Origin of the sequence: Arcobacter denitrificans (SeqCode), assembly GCF_048571185.1 — a bacterium.
Lineage (GTDB): Bacteria > Campylobacterota > Campylobacteria > Campylobacterales > Arcobacteraceae > Arcobacter > Arcobacter denitrificans.
The window spans coordinates 1,634,875-1,653,617 of the sequence record NZ_CP182350.1 but is presented as its reverse complement, the minus strand read 5'-3'; the positions used below and the strand labels follow the sequence as shown (position 1 = coordinate 1,653,617).

At 30.2% G+C, this 18,743-nt stretch carries 21 protein-coding genes; 3 read left to right on the top strand and 18 right to left on the bottom strand.

The features are described from left to right. The first annotated feature begins 39 nt into the window (after positions 1-39). On the top strand, positions 40-588 hold the full coding sequence (gene maf / locus ACNI28_RS08300; protein WP_419763793.1) for a septum formation inhibitor Maf: 549 nt from the start codon (positions 40-42) through the stop codon (positions 586-588). Positions 589-714: 126 nt separating this feature from the next. On the opposite strand, the gene ACNI28_RS08295 is transcribed toward maf, so the two are convergent. The 10 genes from ACNI28_RS08295 to gap all read right to left on the bottom strand — a co-directional run bounded on the left by ACNI28_RS08295 (position 715) and on the right by gap (position 11,137). Then, positions 715-1,014 carry a hypothetical protein gene (locus ACNI28_RS08295; RefSeq protein ID WP_419763792.1) on the bottom strand — a complete coding sequence of 100 codons (300 nt, stop codon included), beginning with the start codon at positions 1,012-1,014 and terminating at the stop codon, positions 715-717. Positions 1,015-1,201: 187 nt separating this feature from the next. Next, positions 1,202-3,004 (bottom strand): 1-deoxy-D-xylulose-5-phosphate synthase, encoded by a 1,803-nt coding sequence (dxs, locus tag ACNI28_RS08290; RefSeq protein ID WP_419763791.1) that lies wholly within the window; start codon positions 3,002-3,004, stop codon positions 1,202-1,204. A 13-nt stretch (positions 3,005-3,017) separates the two neighbouring features. Next, a complete protein-coding gene (gene hisC, locus ACNI28_RS08285; protein WP_419763790.1) occupies positions 3,018-4,124 on the bottom strand; it encodes a histidinol-phosphate transaminase in 1,107 nt (368 codons plus the stop codon). Between the two features lie 14 nt (positions 4,125-4,138). Continuing rightward, the gene (gene pheA, locus ACNI28_RS08280) at positions 4,139-5,206 is read right to left on the bottom strand and encodes a chorismate mutase (RefSeq protein WP_419763789.1); all 1,068 of its coding nucleotides are present in this window, start codon (positions 5,204-5,206) and stop codon (positions 4,139-4,141) included. Beyond that, positions 5,203-5,982 (bottom strand): HAD-IIA family hydrolase, encoded by a 780-nt coding sequence (locus tag ACNI28_RS08275; RefSeq protein WP_419763788.1) that lies wholly within the window; start codon positions 5,980-5,982, stop codon positions 5,203-5,205. Before ACNI28_RS08275 ends, pheA begins: the two co-directional genes overlap by 4 nt. Beyond that, positions 5,983-7,191, bottom strand: coding sequence for a diaminopimelate decarboxylase (lysA, locus tag ACNI28_RS08270; protein WP_419763787.1), 1,209 nt, complete (start codon positions 7,189-7,191; stop codon positions 5,983-5,985). A gap of 207 nt (positions 7,192-7,398) precedes the next feature. Beyond that, a complete protein-coding gene (fabI, locus tag ACNI28_RS08265) occupies positions 7,399-8,226 on the bottom strand; it encodes an enoyl-ACP reductase FabI (protein ID WP_419763786.1) in 828 nt (275 codons plus the stop codon). Between the two features lies 1 nt (position 8,227). Continuing rightward, complete coding sequence (locus tag ACNI28_RS08260) at positions 8,228-8,932, bottom strand: triose-phosphate isomerase (protein WP_419763785.1); 705 nt, start codon at positions 8,930-8,932, stop codon at positions 8,228-8,230. A 1-nt stretch (position 8,933) separates the two neighbouring features. Then, entirely contained in the window at positions 8,934-10,130 is a 1,197-nt protein-coding gene (locus ACNI28_RS08255; protein WP_419763784.1) for a phosphoglycerate kinase, read from the bottom strand. An 8-nt stretch (positions 10,131-10,138) separates the two neighbouring features. Further along, positions 10,139-11,137 carry a type I glyceraldehyde-3-phosphate dehydrogenase gene (gene gap / locus ACNI28_RS08250; protein WP_419763783.1) on the bottom strand — a complete coding sequence of 333 codons (999 nt, stop codon included), beginning with the start codon at positions 11,135-11,137 and terminating at the stop codon, positions 10,139-10,141. A 358-nt stretch (positions 11,138-11,495) separates the two neighbouring features. Here gap and nadD point away from each other — a divergent pair, with 358 nt between their 5' ends. Continuing rightward, complete coding sequence (nadD, locus tag ACNI28_RS08245; protein ID WP_419763782.1) at positions 11,496-12,032, top strand: nicotinate (nicotinamide) nucleotide adenylyltransferase; 537 nt, start codon at positions 11,496-11,498, stop codon at positions 12,030-12,032. 13 nt (positions 12,033-12,045) lie between these two features. Further along, positions 12,046-12,372 (top strand): ribosome silencing factor, encoded by a 327-nt coding sequence (gene rsfS, locus ACNI28_RS08240; protein WP_419763781.1) that lies wholly within the window; start codon positions 12,046-12,048, stop codon positions 12,370-12,372. 117 nt (positions 12,373-12,489) lie between these two features. Here the strand turns inward: rsfS and argS are convergent, their stop codons facing one another. The 8 genes from argS to ACNI28_RS08200 all read right to left on the bottom strand — a co-directional run bounded on the left by argS (position 12,490) and on the right by ACNI28_RS08200 (position 18,677). Beyond that, a complete protein-coding gene (gene argS, locus ACNI28_RS08235) occupies positions 12,490-14,082 on the bottom strand; it encodes an arginine--tRNA ligase (protein WP_419763780.1) in 1,593 nt (530 codons plus the stop codon). A 10-nt stretch (positions 14,083-14,092) separates the two neighbouring features. After that, positions 14,093-14,335: a twin-arginine translocase TatA/TatE family subunit gene (gene tatA / locus ACNI28_RS08230; protein WP_419763779.1), complete on the bottom strand. Its 243-nt coding sequence runs from the start codon at positions 14,333-14,335 to the stop codon at positions 14,093-14,095. A 77-nt stretch (positions 14,336-14,412) separates the two neighbouring features. Then, on the bottom strand, positions 14,413-14,799 hold the full coding sequence (gene crcB, locus ACNI28_RS08225) for a fluoride efflux transporter CrcB (protein ID WP_419766458.1): 387 nt from the start codon (positions 14,797-14,799) through the stop codon (positions 14,413-14,415). Further along, positions 14,799-15,506 (bottom strand): lysophospholipid acyltransferase family protein, encoded by a 708-nt coding sequence (locus tag ACNI28_RS08220; protein ID WP_419763778.1) that lies wholly within the window; start codon positions 15,504-15,506, stop codon positions 14,799-14,801. The genes crcB and ACNI28_RS08220 overlap by 1 nt, the downstream gene beginning before the upstream one ends. Continuing rightward, complete coding sequence (locus ACNI28_RS08215; protein ID WP_419763777.1) at positions 15,469-16,674, bottom strand: hypothetical protein; 1,206 nt, start codon at positions 16,672-16,674, stop codon at positions 15,469-15,471. The genes ACNI28_RS08220 and ACNI28_RS08215 overlap by 38 nt, the downstream gene beginning before the upstream one ends. 38 nt (positions 16,675-16,712) lie before the next feature. Next, entirely contained in the window at positions 16,713-17,384 is a 672-nt protein-coding gene (gene purQ / locus ACNI28_RS08210; protein ID WP_419766457.1) for a phosphoribosylformylglycinamidine synthase I, read from the bottom strand. A gap of 4 nt (positions 17,385-17,388) precedes the next feature. Next, positions 17,389-17,634 carry a phosphoribosylformylglycinamidine synthase subunit PurS gene (gene purS, locus ACNI28_RS08205; protein ID WP_419763776.1) on the bottom strand — a complete coding sequence of 82 codons (246 nt, stop codon included), beginning with the start codon at positions 17,632-17,634 and terminating at the stop codon, positions 17,389-17,391. Positions 17,635-17,723: 89 nt separating this feature from the next. Continuing rightward, positions 17,724-18,677 carry a phosphoribosylaminoimidazolesuccinocarboxamide synthase gene (locus tag ACNI28_RS08200; RefSeq protein ID WP_419763775.1) on the bottom strand — a complete coding sequence of 318 codons (954 nt, stop codon included), beginning with the start codon at positions 18,675-18,677 and terminating at the stop codon, positions 17,724-17,726. Between the last annotated feature and the right edge of the window lie 66 nt (positions 18,678-18,743).

Genomic DNA, 18,743 nt, shown 5'->3' with positions numbered 1-18,743 from the left:
TTGCGTAAAATATCATAATTGAAATAAAAAGGAAATTTATTGATAAGATTAGGTTCAAAATCACCCACAAGAGCTAAGATTCTAAAAGCTCATAACATAGAGTTTATCCAAAGTGGTGGAGAGTTTGATGAAGACACAATACGTACTACAGACCCAAAAAGTTTTGCCTACCAAGCAACGCTAGGAAAATTTGATGAACTATACAAAAAATACGGCATAAAAGAGTACCCTCTCTTAGTATCAGATTCAGTAGTAACAGCAAATAACTTGTTACTTCGAAAAGCAAAAGATAAAAATGATGCAAAAAGAATGTTAGAACAGCAAAGTGGAAACCAAACCTCAGTAATAAGCTGTATGAAATACAAAAGCAAAACCCTAGAACTAATAGACATATCCATCACAACCTACATCTTTGAAAAATTCGATGAAAAAGATATGCAAAACTACCTTGACTCAAATGAGTGGATGGGAAAAGCAGGAGCTATTATGGTAGAAGGATTTTGTAAACCATATATAAAAGAAGTGATTGGATATGAGAGTACGGCGATGGGACTATGTGTGGAGAAATTGATTCCATACCTAAAATGAAACTCATCTTTTATCCAATCTCTGCGTCAGATGCCAAAATTCAGAGGCTCATTTACCTTAGTAAACTTCACTTCTAAATTTCACCCTCTTCCTTGACCTTGAATAAAATATGAATTTCTAGTATTTTTATATTGTTTCACTTTCAAAAAAAACAGGAGTACCAATATAAGTCATATATAAAAATGTTCCTTCTTTAAATTGATGAGTAGATGTGCTAACTTTTACTCCAATTATGGCATTTGCACCAAATGGTGCACTTTTACACAATTCATCATAAGCTTCTTGATGTTCATTTCTATTTCTATCAATAATGCCTTGAATAATACCTTTTTGTGAAATTTGAGTTCTACTTGTAACTTCAATCATTGGATACATTTGCTTAATTTTATAGTCGTCTGGTAATGAATCTGTTGTTACTACTAACATATATTTGTCCTTTAATATTAATTATTTAAATGTAACAAAATTATAATTAATATACACTAATATACAAAAAACTTCATATTTTTTACGAAATCAAGGCGAAGGAGTTTTTTTGTGAAGGAGCTTACAAGTAGTAAGTGACTGAATAAAAAAACTCCTTCAACGCAGAGTCCGTGAAAAAGATGGAGTTTTATTTTACTCTATTGGCTAATTGTTGAGGAAGTAATCCCAACGACTCTTCTACTTGTTTCGTATCCCCATGCGGTATAAAATCATCTTCATATTCAAAACTTGTCAAGTTCACACTAATTTTGTTTTCATTTAAAAACTCTAAAATTGCACTACCTACTCCACCTTGTTTTTGTGAGTCTGAAAAAACATACCAATCATCATATTTTTTAGCTAACTCTTTTAAAGTTTTTTTATCAAGTGGTTTTACAAATCTTAAATCTAAGATTGCTATGTCTTCATTATGAAGTTCTTCTGTTACACAAGCTCTTCCAACACCTGCTCCATAGGCAATAAAAAGTTTATTTGATGTTCCCTCTTTTAGAAGTTCTGCTTTTCCAAGTTCAAAAGGAGATGCAGGAGCACAAACTTCTTTATATGCACCTCTTGGGTATCTTATAGCACTTGGGCTTTTTAAAGTATAGGCAAAATCAAGTCCAAGTTTTAGTGTCTCATCACATCTTGGAGCAAATAAAATCATATTTGGAATAAACCTTAAAAATGAGATATCAAAGGCTCCTTGATGTGTTTCTCCATCATTTCCAACTATTCCTGCTCTATCTATAGCAAACACAACAGGAAGATTCATCAAACAAACATCATGTATAATTTGGTCAAATCCCCTTTGTAAAAAAGTAGAATAGATAGTGATAAATGGTTTAAATCCCTCTTTTGCCATAGCTGCCATTGAAGTAATTGCATGTTGTTCTGCTATTGCTACATCCCAAAATCTATCTGGGTATTTGTCCATTAGTTTGTCTATTCCAGTTCCACTTGGCATTGCAGCAGTTACTCCCACTACATTATCATGATTTTCTGCCAATTCAAGTAATGCATCTGCAAAAACTGCCGTTGCTGATTTAGGTGCTGTTTTTTTTACAAATTTTCCATCATCTACATTAAAAGGTCCTACTCCATGCCAACATTCGTGTTGACCTTCAGCTATTTTATAACCTTTACCTTTTACAGTTCTGGCATGTACTATTACTGGCTTTTTCATGGCTTTTGCTATTTCTAAAGTCTCTATAATCTCTTCAATATCATGTCCATTGATAGGACCTATATAATCAACACCCATCTCTTCAAATAAGATTCCAGGAGTAATTAGTTTTAGAGCTTCTTCCATTCTTTTGGCTATGTATGTAGTTCCCTCTGGCATATTATTTTTAATAAATTTATCAACTTTAGTTTTAAAACCTTGATAATATTTTCCAGCAAGAAGTTTTGAAAGATATTTTGAAATTGCCCCTATTGGTTTTGCTATTGACATTTCATTGTCATTTAAGATGATTACCATGGGAAGCTTTAAATCCCCTATCTCATTTAAGGCCTCATAAACCATCCCAGCTGTCATAGAACCATCACCAATCATAACAACTGGTACTCTATCTTCATTTTTAAGTTTGATTGCTTTTGCAGCTCCTACAGCAAGAGATAAAGATGTAGAACTATGCCCTGCAATAAAATAATCACAGTCACTCTCATTTGGTTTTGTAAAGCCACTTAAACCATCAAACTGTCTGATAGTTTCAAACTTTTCCCATCGTCCTGTTATTAGTTTATGAGGATAACATTGATGAGATACATCAAAAATAAAAGGGTCTTTTTGGGAATCAAAAACATAATGCATACCAACAGTAAGTTCAACTGCACCAAGAGTTGAAGAAAAATGTCCACCTTTTCTAGATACAACGTCTATAATTCTATCTCTAATATTTTGACTTACTTCTTTTAACTCTTTTGGCGATTTGTTTTTTATTTTCATATCTCTTCTTAATCTATTTTAATTTTTCTAACACTTCATCCAACATTTTAAATACTTTTGTATTTTGTTCATTTGTACCTATAGTTATTCTTATAGCATTTTGACCATATCCTGTCAAATCTCGAACTATCACTCCCACTTCTAGAAGTTTTTGAGCAACTTCTTTTGATACAAACTTGTCACCAAATAAAATAGTAATAAAGTTTGTATATGAAGGAATATATTCAAAACCTTTTGCATCAACATACTCTTCATATCTTTTCATCTCTTCAAAGTTTTTAGCTATACATGTAGTTACAAACTCTTCATCTTTTAGTGCTTCAATTGCAGCAGCTAGAGTTAAAGTTGTGATATTAAAAGGAGCTCTTAGTTTGTAAAGAGTTTTTATTATATCAGCTCTGGCAATTCCATATCCAACTCTCATACCACCTAAGGCATAAGCTTTTGAAAAAGTGCCAAGATAGATACAATTTGGGTATTTAGTAATTAAATCACTTGGTACTATTCTTTTCTTTTCATCTTTAAAAGCTGCATACTCTTGATATGCCCCATCAACTACTACTAAAGTATCACTACCTATTTTTTCTAGGAACTTATAAACTTCATCTTTATCTAAACACTCACCTAATGGATTGTTTGGCAAGCATAAAAATATAACATCAGCCCCATGCTCTTTATATAAAGCTGAAAATTGCTCTAAGTCATGGGTGTGAGACTGGGTTTTAATAATCTGTGAACCTGTTTGTTTACCATAGATTTCATACATAGCAAAAGTTGTTTTTGACATAAGTATTTTTGAGTTTTTATCACATTTTGCATGTACACAAAACTCTAAAATCTGATCACTTCCAGAACCTATAATCACATTTGTTGATTCTACTTCAAACTTATTTGCTAAAGATTCTTTTAGTTCATACATAGAATCATCTGGATAGATAAACATATTTTTGGCTAACTCTTGGATTTTAGCAGTAACTTTTGGGCTAGTTCCATATGGGTTCTCATTTGAAGCTAACTTTACAACATCTTTTGAATCAACACCATACTCTCTTACAACTAACTCAATAGGTTTACCAGCTTCATAAGTTGTAACATTTTCTAAAACTTCATTAAATTTCATTAATTTTCCTAAAACTAAATATCATCTATTTCTTTAACATATGAACCCAAGAACTTAATAGACTCATCATGCTTTTCAAATATCTCTTTCACATTTTCATCATCTCTATGACCACTAAAATCTATAAAAAATATCGACACACCTTCAACTATGTGTGATTTTATCTTAGTTAAATTGATTTTAGCCTTATCAAAATCAGTTAAAAATTCAACCAAAGCACCAGGAGTGTTTGGCAATTTTGCTAAAATTGATGTTTTGTCATTTCCACTTTGGGCATTATCAAAATCACTTACAATAAAAAATCTAGTTTTGTTATTGTCTTTATCTTCAATATTTTCAAATAGTATTGGAAGATTATGTAGTTTTGCTCCAACATGGGGACAAATAGCTGCTGAACTTGGCTCATTTAAAGCTAATTTTGCGGCTTTTGTTGTAGATTCTACGGGAATTAATTCAACCTCATCAAGACCAAAATTTTCCAAAAACTTTCTACACTGCTCAAAGGCAATATCTTTTGAATATATCTTTTTTATCTCACTTACTTTATCACAATTACTTGCAAGTGTATGGTGAATATCTAAAACAACCTCAGCAATGATTTTTAGATTGTAATTACTTAAACAGTTTATCGTATCTGATACTATTCCATTTGATGAATTTTCAATAGGAATAACTCCATATTTTGCTTTTTTTGTACTTACTTCTCTAAATACACCCTTAATAGAGCCTATAGAAATATATGAGCTCATAGCTCCAAATCTAACTTCCGCTGCTTGATGAGTAAAGCTACCTTCAGGTCCAAGATAGGCTATGTTTTCAGGTAGTTCAAGATTTCTACTTATGGCAAAAATCTCTAAAAATAGCGCTTCTATTGCAGCACGATTGAGTTTTCCCACATTGAGCTTTTCAAGTCTATCTATAATAGCTTTTTCTCTCTCTGGTCTATAAATTGCTCCACCACTTTTTGCCTTCAATTCACCTACTTGATGAACTAACTCCATTCTTTCATTAATAAGTTTTAAAAGCTCATTATCAATTGCATCTAACTTATCTCTTAACTCTTGTAATCCAGCTTCACTCATATTTCACCTTTATTTAAAAGATTCAAAACTTCACTCATATCTTTACATATAAAGTTTGGTTTTTCATTATCATCCAAAGTAGAGAGTATCTCTTCTTTACTTTTTATTTTTCCACTTAAAACCAAACAAGAACTCATTTCAAGCTTTTGAGCTCCTATTAAGTCTCCTATCATATCATCTGAGATAATCATTATATCTTTATAATCTATGTCTATAATATTTTTTGCACTTTGAAAAAAACCAAGAGAGGGTTTTCCTACTACTTTATAATCTTTATTTGTGGCAAATTTTATCATATTCATAATAGCACCAACACCTGGATATCTTCTTGAGTCTTTTGAGTAAATTGAAGTGTCATGCATACCAATGATACTATCTACTTTTAAAGCAGTCTCTATCATTGAAGCATAGTCTTCATTTGTATACTCTTTTTTTATTGATACAATTAATCCCTTTGGATTTTCAAAATCAATTTCAAAGCCAAGCTCAGTCATAGTTTTTAAAAACTCTTCTGTACCAAAAGCTGCAACTCTTTTTTCATCTGCAACATTATTTAAAATATAAAAAGGGTCAATATAGTTTTTAATATTAAACCCCTTGTCATTTAAAAACTTTTTAAAATCTTCACTTTTAAATTTTGTGTTGTTTGTAATCACTACATATGGTATGCTTTTTTCATTTAAGGTATCAATAAACTCTATGGCACCGTTTATTGGCTCTTTATTAATATCATCTATTAAAGTACCTTGCACATCTATGAAATAAGCTTTGCTCATCTATTTTATAAATTCCTCTTCAAGGGCAATCAAGTCTTCAAAAACTTCTCTTTTTCTTATCAATCTATCTTGTCCACTCTCTATTGCGATTTCAGCAACTTTACCTCTTGTGTTGTAGTTTGATGCCATGGTAAACCCATATGCACCTGCACTATAAATTGCTATTAAGTCATTGTGTTGTGTTGCAGGAAGTTCTCTATTTTTTGCAAAAAAGTCTCCACTTTCACAAACAGGACCTACTAAGTTACATTCGCTTACATTTTCACTTTTTCCAAGAACTTCAATCTTGTGGTATGCATCATATAAAGATGGTCTAATTAAATCATTCATAGCCCCATCAACTATTACAAATCTTTTACTTCCATTGATTTTTTCATAAAGTACTTTTGTTACAAATGTTCCACAGTTTCCTACTAAAAATCTTCCTGGTTCACATACAACAGTTATATCTAATCCAAACAGATTTTCTAATACAGATTGTGCATACTCTTTAGTATCAATAAGTATTTCATTATCATATACAATTCCAAGACCACCACCAATATCAAAAAATGATATCTCCATATTGATAGCTTTTAGATTTCTTACTAAATCAGCAACTATTTTAATAGACTCTTTTATTGGCTCTAATTGTGTAAGTTGTGAGCCTATATGACAGTGAATCCCAACAGCATCAAGATGTTCTGAGTTTTTACATTTGATATACATTCTTTTTGCTGTATCAATATCTACACCAAACTTGTTTTCATGTAGTCCAGTTGAGATATAAGGATGTGTTTGTGGGTCAATATTTGGATTAACTCTTACAGAAATTCTAGCCTCTTTATTTAACTCTTTTGCAATAATCTCAACCCTATGAAGCTCTGCTTCACTCTCCACATTTATCATCAAAATATTTAACTCTAAAGCTTCTCTAATCTCATCATCAATTTTACCAACACCAGAAAAAATAATCTTATATGGTTTTATCCCCACCTTTAAAGCACGTTTAACTTCACCAATAGATACACAATCAGCTCCAGCCCCTAAGTTTCCTAGATGTTGAACTACACTTAAATTTGAGTTTGCTTTTACAGCATATGCTACAAGTGATTTTCTTGCTTTAAATGACTCTTTTAATTCTTCATATTGTTGCGTAATATGATCAAAATCGTATACATAATATGGTGTTTTATATTTATTTGCTAATTCTTTAAAATTAATATTCATCTCTTTCCTATTTTCCTAAAATCTTAAATCTAAATTCCAAAAATTTAAATTTAAAATTTTTATTCCAAGATAAGTAGTTAGAAAGTGTAAGATTTTGAGTGAAGACCAAGGCGGAAAACAAATTTTAGGCAGGAGCTTACTAAGGTAAGTGAGTGTCTAAAATTTGTTTGACAACGAAGGTATTCGCCAAAAGATTACGCTTTATGACTACTTATCAGTTCCGTTCCATGCAATTGTAGGTCTTCCATTTTCATCGAAATTAACCGCTGGCATCCCCATAATGTTATACCCACAATCAACATAATGAATCTCACCAGTTACTGCACTTGATAAATCAGATAACAAATACATCCCAGAATTTCCAACTTCATCAATAGTAACATTCTTTTTAAGTGGAGAGTGTGCTTCATTCCATTTAAGCATAAATCTAAAATCGCTAATTCCAGCTGCTGCTAAAGTTTTAATAGGACCTGCTGAAATTGCATTTACTCTACAACCATCTTTTCCTAAATCTTCTGCAAGATATTTTGTAGTCATCTCTAAGGCTGCTTTTGCAATACCCATTAGGTTATAGTTTGGAATATATTTTTCTCCACCATAATATGAAAGAGTTAAAATAGAAGAGTTCTCACTTAATAGTGGTTTTAACTCTCTTGTAATTTCAATTAGTGAGTAAACTGATATATCCATTGCAACATCAAATGCCTCTTTAGAAATATCATAAAATCTTCCTGATAATCCCTCTTTTGGAGCAAAAGCAATAGAGTGAACGATAAAATCAATTTGACCTAAGTCTTTTTCTAAAGATACTTTCAGTGCCTTGATTTCTTCAGGGTTTGAAACATCACAAGGATAAACTAAATCTTCACTATCAAATTCAGCAGCGATTGGCTCAACTCTTTTTTTCAAAGAGTCATTTAAATATGTAAAAGCGATTTGTGCCCCTTGAGCAGCACACTGTTTTGCAATACCATAAGCAATAGATTTATTATTTGCAACACCTAAAATTACACCCTTTTTACCATTCATTACCATCTTATAATCCTTTTATATTTTTTAGAATTTGAACAAAATCCTCTTTTACCCAAGAAGCTGTTCCTATTAATGCTCCATCAACTCCATCAAGAGAACATATCTGTGCAACATTTTCAATTTTAACACTTCCACCATAAAGTAATGGCTTATCTATTTTACTTTTTATTACACTATGGACTGATTTTATATCATCATTTGTAGCTGTAACTCCTGTACCAATAGCCCAAACAGGTTCATAAGCTAAAATAAGATTTTCATAATTTGTATCTATTCCTACAAATTGTTCATAAATATACTCTAATGTTTTTTCTAAGCCTTGCTCTTTTACTTCTAAAGGTTCACCAATACAATAAACTATTTTGTATCCTAACTCTTTGTAAAAAGCATACTTTTTAGCAATCTCTTCTTGTGATTCACCTAAGACATGTCTTCTCTCACTATGACCTATAAGAATAGTCTTAATTGCAAATTCATCAAGTTGCTGTGTTCCTATCTCTCCTGTAAATGAACCCTTATTTACCCCATAGGCATTTTGTGCCCCAATAGTCAAATTAGAATTTGTTTTATAGTTATCTAAAGATGTAGCTGTTGGAAAAATAATCACTTCAACATCTTTATTGCTATTTAAATACTCATTTACAAATGAGATATACTCTTTTGAGCTCTGTCTAGTATGGTTTGTTTTAAAATTAGAAGCAATAATCATCTTAATCCTCTAATACTAAAGCTTTTACACCTGGTAATACTTTTCCTTCGATTAACTCTAAAGATGCTCCACCACCAGTTGAGATAAAAGTCATCTCATCTTCATCACCAGTAATTCTAACTAAGTCAGCAGTATCTCCACCACCTACAACAGTTGTAGCAAATGATTGTGCAACTGCATGGGAAACTCTTGTACTTCCTTTTGCAAATTTATCCATTTCATAAACACCCATTGGTCCATTCCATAGGATTGTATTTGCATCATTTAGTGCTAATTTAAACATCTGTGCCGTTGCAGGTCCTATATCTAGTCCCATCCAATTTTTAGGAATCTCTTGAGTAGTTACAAGTTTAGCAATTGCTTCTGCATCAAAAGCTTCAGCTGCAACAACATCAACAGGCAAATACAATTTTACACCTAGAGCTTTTGCTTCTTCCATGATCTTTGTAGCTTCTGGAATTAAATGCTCTTCAACTAAAGATTTTCCAACTTCTAAACCTAAAGCTTTTAAAAATGTAAAGGCCATACCTCCACCAATAAGTATTTTGTCAACTTTTGGTACAAGATTATGTAAAGCTTCTAGTTTCCCAGAAACTTTTGAACCTCCAACTATAGATACAAAAGGTCTTTTAGGATTATGAACTATATGATGAAAAAACTTAATCTCTTTTGCAAGTAAAAATCCAGCCGCTTTATGTTGCATATCAAAATATTTTGTAATACCTTCAACAGAAGCATGAGCCCTATGAGATACTCCAAAAGCATCATTAATATAAACATCAGCCATAGATGCTAATTTTGATGCAAAATCTTCATCATTTTTAGTTTCACCTTCGTGATATCTTAGGTTTTCTAAAAGTAAAATTTCACCAGCTTGTAGATTTTTTGCTATTTCTAAAGTATCTGGCTGAACTATATTTTTAGCCATTTTAATCTCTTGTTTTAAAAGAGTATGCAATCTTTTTGCAATAGGTTTTAAAGAATATTTCTCTTCAAAAGCCTCTTTAGGTCTTCCAAAGTGAGATGCCAAAATAACAGAACAATCATTATCTATACAATATCTAATAGTATTAAGAGCACTTCTAATTCTTCTATCATCTGTGATATTATTATATTCATCCATAGGAACATTAAAATCACATCTTATAAATATCTTTTTACCAGCTATTTCTAAATTCTTAATCTCTTGTAGTTTCATCTATATCCTTAGTTCTTAGTTACGAAAACAGCCATATCAATTAGTCTTGAAGAGTATCCCCACTCATTATCATACCAACTCATAACTTTTATCATATTTCCACCGATTACTTGTGTTAAATCTGAAGCTATAATTGTAGAGTTTGTGTTTCCAACTAAATCACTTGAAACCATCATCTCATTATCAACTGCAACTATTCCAGCAAGTTCTTTTGACTTGTTTTCAAATAAAGCATTTATCTCTTCTTTTGTTGTATCTTTACTAATCATAAAGTTTACATCTACCATAGAAACGTTTGGCGTAGGTACTCTTACACTTTGCCCATGTAATTTTCCATCAAGTTGAGGCATGATTAATCTCATAGCTTTTGCAGCACCTGTTGAAGTAGGAATCATGTTTTGAGCCCCTGCTCTTGCTCTTCTTTTATCTGATTTATGTTTTACATCTAGGATGTTTTGGTCATTTGTGTATGAGTGAATAGTTGTCATTAAACCTTTTTCAATCCCATAAGCATCATCAATAATTTTTGCGATTGGTCCTAAACAGTTTGTTGTACAAGAAGCATTTGAAACTATTGTTTGCCCTTTATATTCTGACTCATTTACACCTAATACAAAAGTTGGAGTATCATCTTTTGCAGGTGCAGACATAACTACTTTCTTTGCACCATTATCAATATGTACTTGACACTTTTCTTGTGTTAAATATGCACCAGTGCACTCTAAAACAACTTCTGCACCACACTCTTTTGTAAAAGTTAACTCTTTTGCATCTCTTGTTGAATAAAGTTTTGCATTAACTTTTCCCATCTTTAGAAAACCATTTTCAACTTTTACATCACCATTAAAAGTTCCATGCACAGTGTCATATTTTGTGATATACTCTAGCATTTCAATAGAAGCTGTATCATTAATAGCAACTAATTCTACATCATCTCTTTGTTCAATAATTCTAGCAACACATCTACCAATTCTTCCAAAACCATTTATAGCAACTTTTATAGCCATTTTGTCCCTCTTGTTTTTATATATTTAAGGCATTTTATCTAAAAGTTGCTATAATATAATTTAAGGGCACCTCTAAAAATTAGAATACACATAAACGATAAAGGAGTGTTTCTAGGTTAAAGAGTTTTAAGGCAGGACTACTTCTTGTAATTCAAATTAAAACTCTTTAAGATAAGAATACTCATTTATCGCCCAAAGGGTAGTACATTAAGGCACAATCTTTAAAAAAAAAGAGTTTCGAATTAGCTACGGCTAGTCCTTCAACTCTTTTTTTTTAAATCTTACACCTTACTGTACTATTTATGTATATTCTAATTTTTAGTAGTGCCCTTTAGTATAATATAAAGGATTATATTAAGTGCAAATTGCAATTTTTGGTGGTAGTTTTGACCCAATACACATTGCCCATGAAACTATCGTAAATGAGGCGCTCAAAACCTTAGATTTAGACCTTATTATTTTAGTTCCTACTTTTTTAAATCCACAAAAGATAAAATCACATCTAACACCCAATGAGAGACTTTTTTTACTAAGTGAAAACTTTCAAGATGATGAAAAAATTTTGATAAGTGATTATGAGATTAAACAAAATAGGCCTGTTTACTCTATTGAAACAATCAATTATTTAAAAGAGTATTATAAACCCAAAAAAACATATCTTATAATAGGTGCTGATAATTATGAAAAATTAGATACTTGGCATCATACTGAAGATATCTTAAGCAAGGTAGAACTGGTAGTTGTAACAAGAAATGGTTTTTGTAATGATTTTTATGATAATATACAAACTTTAAACGTAGATATAAATATAAGTTCTACACAGTTAAGAGATAGTTTGGACTTAAATTTTGTTCCAAATAAAATAAAAGAAGATGTCAAAAAGTTTTGGCACTAAAAAGGTACATATATTGAATAGAGAAGAAACAATTGTAAAATTATTAGAAGATAAAAAAGCAGTAAATGTTGAAGTAATTAATCTTCTAGACAAAGATTATATTGTAGATTTTGTTATTATTGCAACAACACTAAATGCTAAACATGGTTTTGCTTTATTAAACCATCTAAAAGATGAGTTAAAACCATCAGGTGAAGAATTTTTAAGAGTTGATGAGAATGAAGATTGGACAGTAATTGATTTAGGTGATGCTTTTATACATCTTATGAATGAAAAAACAAGAGATAAGTACTCTATAGAAGAGTTCTTAAGTGAACTAGAAACTAACAAAGAGGGTTAATTCACCCTCCTCTCATAACTTTACCGTAATTAGTAGTAGCATCTTTTGCGCCACCTGTATATCCAGTAATAACAGCAATTGCAATTACTACTGCAAAAATAACTATAATCCATTTCATTACATTACCTCCTTAGCTTTTATTCCTAATAGTTTTAAACCTGTTCTTATTGATAAAGATACAACACTTAAAACTTTTAAATAACTATTTTGTTCTTCTGAATCTAATACTTTATGCTCATTATAGAATTTATGAACTGAAGATGCAAGAGAGTATAAATAATCAGTGATTTTTTGCATATCTCTTTTTTCAAAAGCTTCATTTATAATTGCTGGTAAAAGTAGTGATTCATACACCAAATTTATAGCATCTTCATTTAAATTTTCAAACTTTTCATCTTTTACATCATTTGTTGTTAAATTTGCTTTTTTAAATACTTGATTAATTCTTGCATGTGCATAATTTATATAAAATACTGGATTTGAAGAATCTTGGTTTTTTAACATTTCTAAATCAAACTCTAAGTGAGTATCACTTTTTCTTGTTAGAAATACAAATCTAAGTGCATCTGCACCAATCTCTTCAGAAATATCACTCATAAGAATAAAGTTACCTTTTCTCTTACTCATTTTATAAGGCTCACCACCTTTTAAAAGTTGTACCATTTGAGAAAGAATAATCTCTAATTTAGAAGAATCATTTCCTAAAAATTCAATTGCAGCTTTTACTCTTGTAATATAGCCATGGTGATCAGCACCCCAGATATTTATATATCTATCAAAGTTTCTATCATATTTATGCTGGTGATAAATAATATCACCAGCAAGATAAGTTGGGATACCATTGTCTCTTACCACAACTCTATCACTATCATCACCATGAGCAGTTGATTTTAAGAATACTTTTTCATCTTTTTCATATAAAGAACCATTCTTTTCTAAAACAGTTTTTGTATCTTCCCAAGAAGAATATAAAGAGTTTTCTGAGATATAATTATCAAACTCAATTCCAATATCTTTTAAATCTTTTTCTATGATTTTTAGAACTTCATCTTTTCCATATGAAGCCATCTCTCTAAATCTTGTTTCATCATTAAAAATATCATCACCAAAGTTTTTTTGAATCTCTTTTGCAATATCTATTAAATATTCACCTCTATAATATGATTCAGGGTATTCAACTGTTTCATTTAGCAGGAATTCTCTTCCAGCTAAAGATATAGAAAGTCCTAACATATCCATTTGTGCGCCAGCATCATTTATATAATACTCTGTAGTAACATCATAACCTAGATGTTTACCAACACGAGCTAACGTATCACCAAAAATCGCACCTCTAGCATGTCCTATATGCAATGGTCCAGTAGGATTTGCACTTACATACTCCAAAAGAATTTTTTGATTTTTACTTTTGCCTTTTGCAAAAGAGTCTTCATTTTCAAAAAGTTTTGAAGTAAGCTCTTCTAAAAAAGTGTTTGAAAGTTTAAAATTCACAAAACCTTTTACTGCTGTCACACTATCAAAGATTTGTGAATCCTCAAACTTATCAGCTAACTCTTGTGCTATTAGCATCGGATTTTTTCTTAACTCTTTAGCCAATGAAAAAGCAACTGGTGTTGCATAATGACCCAAAGAGATATCTTTAGGTTTTTCTAAAACTAGATTCTGTATTTCTAATATCTTTTCTATATATTCTTTTACTTGAATTTGCAACTATTAATTCCTAAGCTTTTTTACTATCTTCTGTATCTACTGAAGTAGTATTTGTTTTCTTATCTTCTATTTCATCAGCTTTATCTGCTTTTGCAACTTCTTCTTCTTCTTTTTCGTCTTCTTTAACAGCATTTTTGAAGTTCTTAATTCCAGAACCTAAACCTTTTGCTAATTCAGGGATTTTCTTACCACCAAAAAGTAATAACACAACCAACGCAATTAAAATCCATTCCATACCACCTGGCATACCCATATTATTCTCCTATATTGACTTTTTTCTAAATTTAAGGAATATTATATCTTCTTAATCCTTAAATAAATTGGATTATTTCACTTAAGCAAAAAGCTTAAAAGTTTGTATCCACTACCTGCTGCAACGATTGTTCCAAAAAGATTTAAAAACATATTTGTAGCACCTAAAATAAGTGAACTATTAAGTAAAAAAAAACTCTCTATTGCAAAAGTTGAATAGGTAGTTAATGCTCCCAAAAATCCACTTGTTAAAAAAGCTTTTAAAGTATCAGAAACTGTATAGTGCACAAATATTGCAAACAAAATTCCAATTAGAAAACTTCCTATAATATTTACAGTCAAAACTCCCCAAGGAAAATCTGATTTCATTGACAAATTCATAGTGTGAGTTACATATACTCTTGTAACTGCTCCTAAAAATCCTCCACAACCAACTGCTAAGATTGTCTGCCAAGAGAGTGTCATCATAACTCTTTTCTCATTTCAGTTGCTAATACTTCTTTCATCTCTTCTTCTGTTTCTTTATACCAGTTTGTATCTTTATTGGCTTGAACAGGATCTAAATATATAACTTTTACAACTCCTGGATTTGCTTCAAGTTTTTGAGAATCTAATATTTTTTTTGTATTTATGATAATTAAGGGTTGAACTTTTAGATTTAATTTATTTGCTACCATTGCAGCACCTGCTTTAAAACTTAACATATTATCACCCTGACTTCTAGTACCTTCTGGAAATATTGCTATTGGTCTATTTTTAGATAATCTATCTTTTGCCTCTTTGATAAGTTTTATCAAACCTGTTTTATTTTCCCTGTCAATTGTAATCATTTGAGGGGCTTTCATTATATGCCCAAAGAAAAATAAATCAGTAATCTCTTTTTTACCAACCCAAGCTAAATGTCTGTTATGAATATGTTCTATTACTATAATATCAAGGAGACTTTGATGATTCATAATAACCATGTCACATGATTCATCTATTTTACCAACTTCTTCAATCTTAATACCTAAAAAGAAGATTTGTAATTTCATCCATAATTTTATAATCTTATGCACATGATTTTTAAAAATATACATGGAAACAACTACAATTGCAACTGTAATTGTAAACTGTATTAATACAATGATTCCTCTAATTCTTGATAAGATCATTTTGTTTAACCCATCCAATCATACTTTTATCACCTTGTTCAACAATGATTTTAATAAACTCACCTCTTTTTATGGATACTTCAACAACATAATCTTTAGTTGTTTTTTGAAATATTGTTGATTTTTTTGTAGGAAGTATATAAATATAACTATCTTTTTTTAAGGTACTAGTTTTATTTGGAATTGAATAAATTAATAATCCAACACATGATATAAGTGTTAATATAAGATAGATTTTTTTTCTTTTCCAAATATAAATTATTAAAAATCCTGCAAATAAACTACCTAAAGCTACTCTTTTATAAAATAAAATATTGCTCTTGTTTGGATTTAAATCTGTTTGAGTACTTACTAATTCATTTTCTAATACTATTGGAATTTTTATTGTAATAAATTTCTTTTCGAAACTATTATAATAAGAGAAATCAAGTTTTTTAGTGTGAACTGGCAATACTAAGTAGTATAATAAGTTTTGTTCAGGATAGTTATCATCAATTTTTGAAATTCCTTGCTCTTGAACACCTTTTATTGCAAAGTCTTCTAAATTTGACTCTACTGCATTTATATCCATAATTGTGATTAGTTCATCATTATTATATTGTTTTGTTTTGTGGGCATTTATTAGCAAGTCTTTTGCAATTACAGATGAAAAGTTATTGATATTTTTACCTATTTCACTAAAAGCAACTTCTTGCGGTGCTATATTTTGAACTTCGATTAATTCTAAGTTTTTATAAATAGCTACTTGAAATGTTGGCATTACAAAACTATCTTCATATGCTTTAAAATAAAACTTATTTTCAAATGTTTTATCTTCTTGTTCTTCCCAAGGAGACTCTGGATTTAATACATTCATATTTTCTGAATTAATAAATCTTGTCTCAATCTTGTCATAATCTTCTGCTGTTATTATGGCTTTTAGAATTATCTCAAATCTTTGATTTTTAAAGATATTTTTGGGAAATGATTTATAGCTTAGATATATATTTTTTTCTTTTAAATCATTTTCCAAGTCGTAGTTAATAATCTCTTCAAAATAGCTTGGTTTTAATTCTTCAACTTGTGCACTATTGTTAGTATCAAAAACGGAAGTCTCTTTTTTTGTAAATTCAGAAGAGTTTTGAGGTTCAGTTTCATTAGCAAATAATAAAACTGAAATAAGAAGTAAATAAAAAATATTTTTCATATTTTTCCTATTTTAAGAAGTAGTAAAACTACCTCTTATTATTTGAAGAAACCTTCTAGCATCTTAACACCATCATCACATCCAAGAAGTGTTTCTATTGCACGTTCAGGGTGAGGCATAAGTCCATAAACATTTTTTTCTTTATTACAAATACCTGCGATATTTGAAACAGAACCATTTATATTTAAAAGATTTCCTTTTTCATCACAATACTTTAAAAGTATCTGTTTATTTGATTCAAGCTCTTTTAAACCATTATCATCAATGAAGTAGTTTCCATCATGGTGTGCAATTGGTATATTTACTACATCATTTTTTTCAAGACTTTTTAAAAAATCATTTTCATTTTCTATAACTTTTAAATGATTATACTTTGAAATAAAATGTAATGAATCATTTCTTTTCATAGCACCAGGAAGAAGTCCAGCTTCAAGTAAGATTTGGAATCCATTACAAATCCCTAAAACTTTTCCACCTTTTGTGGCAAACTCTTTTACTGATTCCATAATATTTGCAAATCTTGCAATTGCACCTGATCTTAAATAATCTCCATATGAAAATCCACCAGGAATAACTATTAAATCTATGTTTTCAGGTAGTTTTGTATCTTTGTGCCATATGATTTCAACATTTGCACCTAGTTTTACAAATGCATACTTTGTGTCATACTCACAATTTGTACCTGGAAATTGTAATACTGCTACGTTCATCATTCTACTCTATAATTTGAATATTGTAATCTTCAATTACAGTATTTGCAAGTAATTTTTCACACATTTTTGTAACTTCTGTTTGGGCATCTTCTTTTGTTGAAGAGTTTAATTCTAAAATAATTTGTTTCCCAATTCTTACATCTTTTACAACTTCTTTAAATCCTAAAGTATCCAAAGCGTGATGTGTTGCTTTTCCTTGGTCATCTAATACACCTTGTTTCAATGCTACATTTACGATTGCTTTCATTTATTACCTTCAATTTATATTTTTGCGATTATATCTAAACATACCTTTAGCAATTTAGATTAATAAAGTATCAAGTACTTCATTTAAAACTATTTACTTAATCTTTCATGGATAGTTTTATATCCACTTAAAACCTCGTTTTTTATAGAAGCTGGAACTTCAACATCTAATTTTTCACCATCTTTTAAATCTTTTGCTTTCTCTTTCCAAGAGTTTTCTTTTGCAAAGTTTCTAAGGATTTGTTTATCCATTGAAATAAAGTTTTTAGCATCAAACTTCTCTTTTGAAATAAATCTTGAACTCTCAGGTGTTAAAATTTCATCACCTAAAATCCATTCTCCTTTTTCATTTACAAATACTTCAAGTTTTGTATCTACAATAATAATACCATTATCATGGGCATACTGTGTAAAATCTTTAAAAAGTTTTTCTAAACTTGAAATAATCTCAGGAAACTTTTCTCTCACCTTTGCAGAGTTTAAAGGAATATCTTTAACACCTTTTGTAGTTGGAGTAAAAATTGGAGTATCAAACTTATGCCACTCTTGCAAACTTGAATCTAAGTCTAAACCATAAGGATCATTGCCTTTTTGAGTTGCATCAAGTAATGAACCTGTTAAATAGTTTCTGAAAATAAATTCAAACTGTACAATATCTCCATCAATCTCTGTTTCTAAGGCTTTACATAATTCCATCAATTGACATCTAGGTGCTACATTTAAAGATTGGTCAACAGTTTCAGATAAAATTGCTGTTTTAATACCTGCTTCTTCTGCAAATTTTGCTCCATTGTTAGATATTGCAGTTTGCCAAATACCTTTTCCTTCAATTTCTAGATTTAAAGGAATATCAAAAACAGAACATCTATCACTTCTCACTAATAATACTTTTTGTTCTTCTCCTGGACAGGTATAAAGATCTGCATTTTTACCAATATAAAACAAGTTATAGCCTAACTCTTCAAGTTCTAAAATACCTTTTTGCGTTGTAGTTTTCTTTGATTCAGGCCAAAGACCAAGTGCTACAATATCACTTATTTTCATTATTTTCCTCCAATTGTTCTTTTTATATAATTTGCACTTGTAAATCTATAAAAGTGAAGTAGTTCA

Coding starts and splice junctions, on each gene's coding strand:
- ACNI28_RS08295 (WP_419763792.1), bottom strand. CDS start 1,014: ATGTTAGTAGTAACAACAGATTCATTACCAGACGACTATAAAATTAAG.
- dxs (WP_419763791.1), bottom strand. CDS start 3,004: ATGAAAATAAAAAACAAATCGCCAAAAGAGTTAAAAGAAGTAAGTCAA.
- hisC (WP_419763790.1), bottom strand. CDS start 4,124: ATGAAATTTAATGAAGTTTTAGAAAATGTTACAACTTATGAAGCTGGT.
- pheA (WP_419763789.1), bottom strand. CDS start 5,206: ATGAGTGAAGCTGGATTACAAGAGTTAAGAGATAAGTTAGATGCAATT.
- ACNI28_RS08275 (WP_419763788.1), bottom strand. CDS start 5,982: ATGAGCAAAGCTTATTTCATAGATGTGCAAGGTACTTTAATAGATGAT.
- lysA (WP_419763787.1), bottom strand. CDS start 7,191: ATGAATATTAATTTTAAAGAATTAGCAAATAAATATAAAACACCATAT.
- fabI (WP_419763786.1), bottom strand. CDS start 8,226: ATGGTAATGAATGGTAAAAAGGGTGTAATTTTAGGTGTTGCAAATAAT.
- ACNI28_RS08260 (WP_419763785.1), bottom strand. CDS start 8,932: ATGATTATTGCTTCTAATTTTAAAACAAACCATACTAGACAGAGCTCA.
- ACNI28_RS08255 (WP_419763784.1), bottom strand. CDS start 10,130: ATGAAACTACAAGAGATTAAGAATTTAGAAATAGCTGGTAAAAAGATA.
- gap (WP_419763783.1), bottom strand. CDS start 11,137: ATGGCTATAAAAGTTGCTATAAATGGTTTTGGAAGAATTGGTAGATGT.
- tatA (WP_419763779.1), bottom strand. CDS start 14,335: ATGGGTATGCCAGGTGGTATGGAATGGATTTTAATTGCGTTGGTTGTG.
- crcB (WP_419766458.1), bottom strand. CDS start 14,799: ATGACACTCTCTTGGCAGACAATCTTAGCAGTTGGTTGTGGAGGATTT.
- ACNI28_RS08215 (WP_419763777.1), bottom strand. CDS start 16,674: ATGAAAAATATTTTTTATTTACTTCTTATTTCAGTTTTATTATTTGCT.
- purQ (WP_419766457.1), bottom strand. CDS start 17,384: ATGAACGTAGCAGTATTACAATTTCCAGGTACAAATTGTGAGTATGAC.
- purS (WP_419763776.1), bottom strand. CDS start 17,634: ATGAAAGCAATCGTAAATGTAGCATTGAAACAAGGTGTATTAGATGAC.
- ACNI28_RS08200 (WP_419763775.1), bottom strand. CDS start 18,677: ATGAAAATAAGTGATATTGTAGCACTTGGTCTTTGGCCTGAATCAAAG.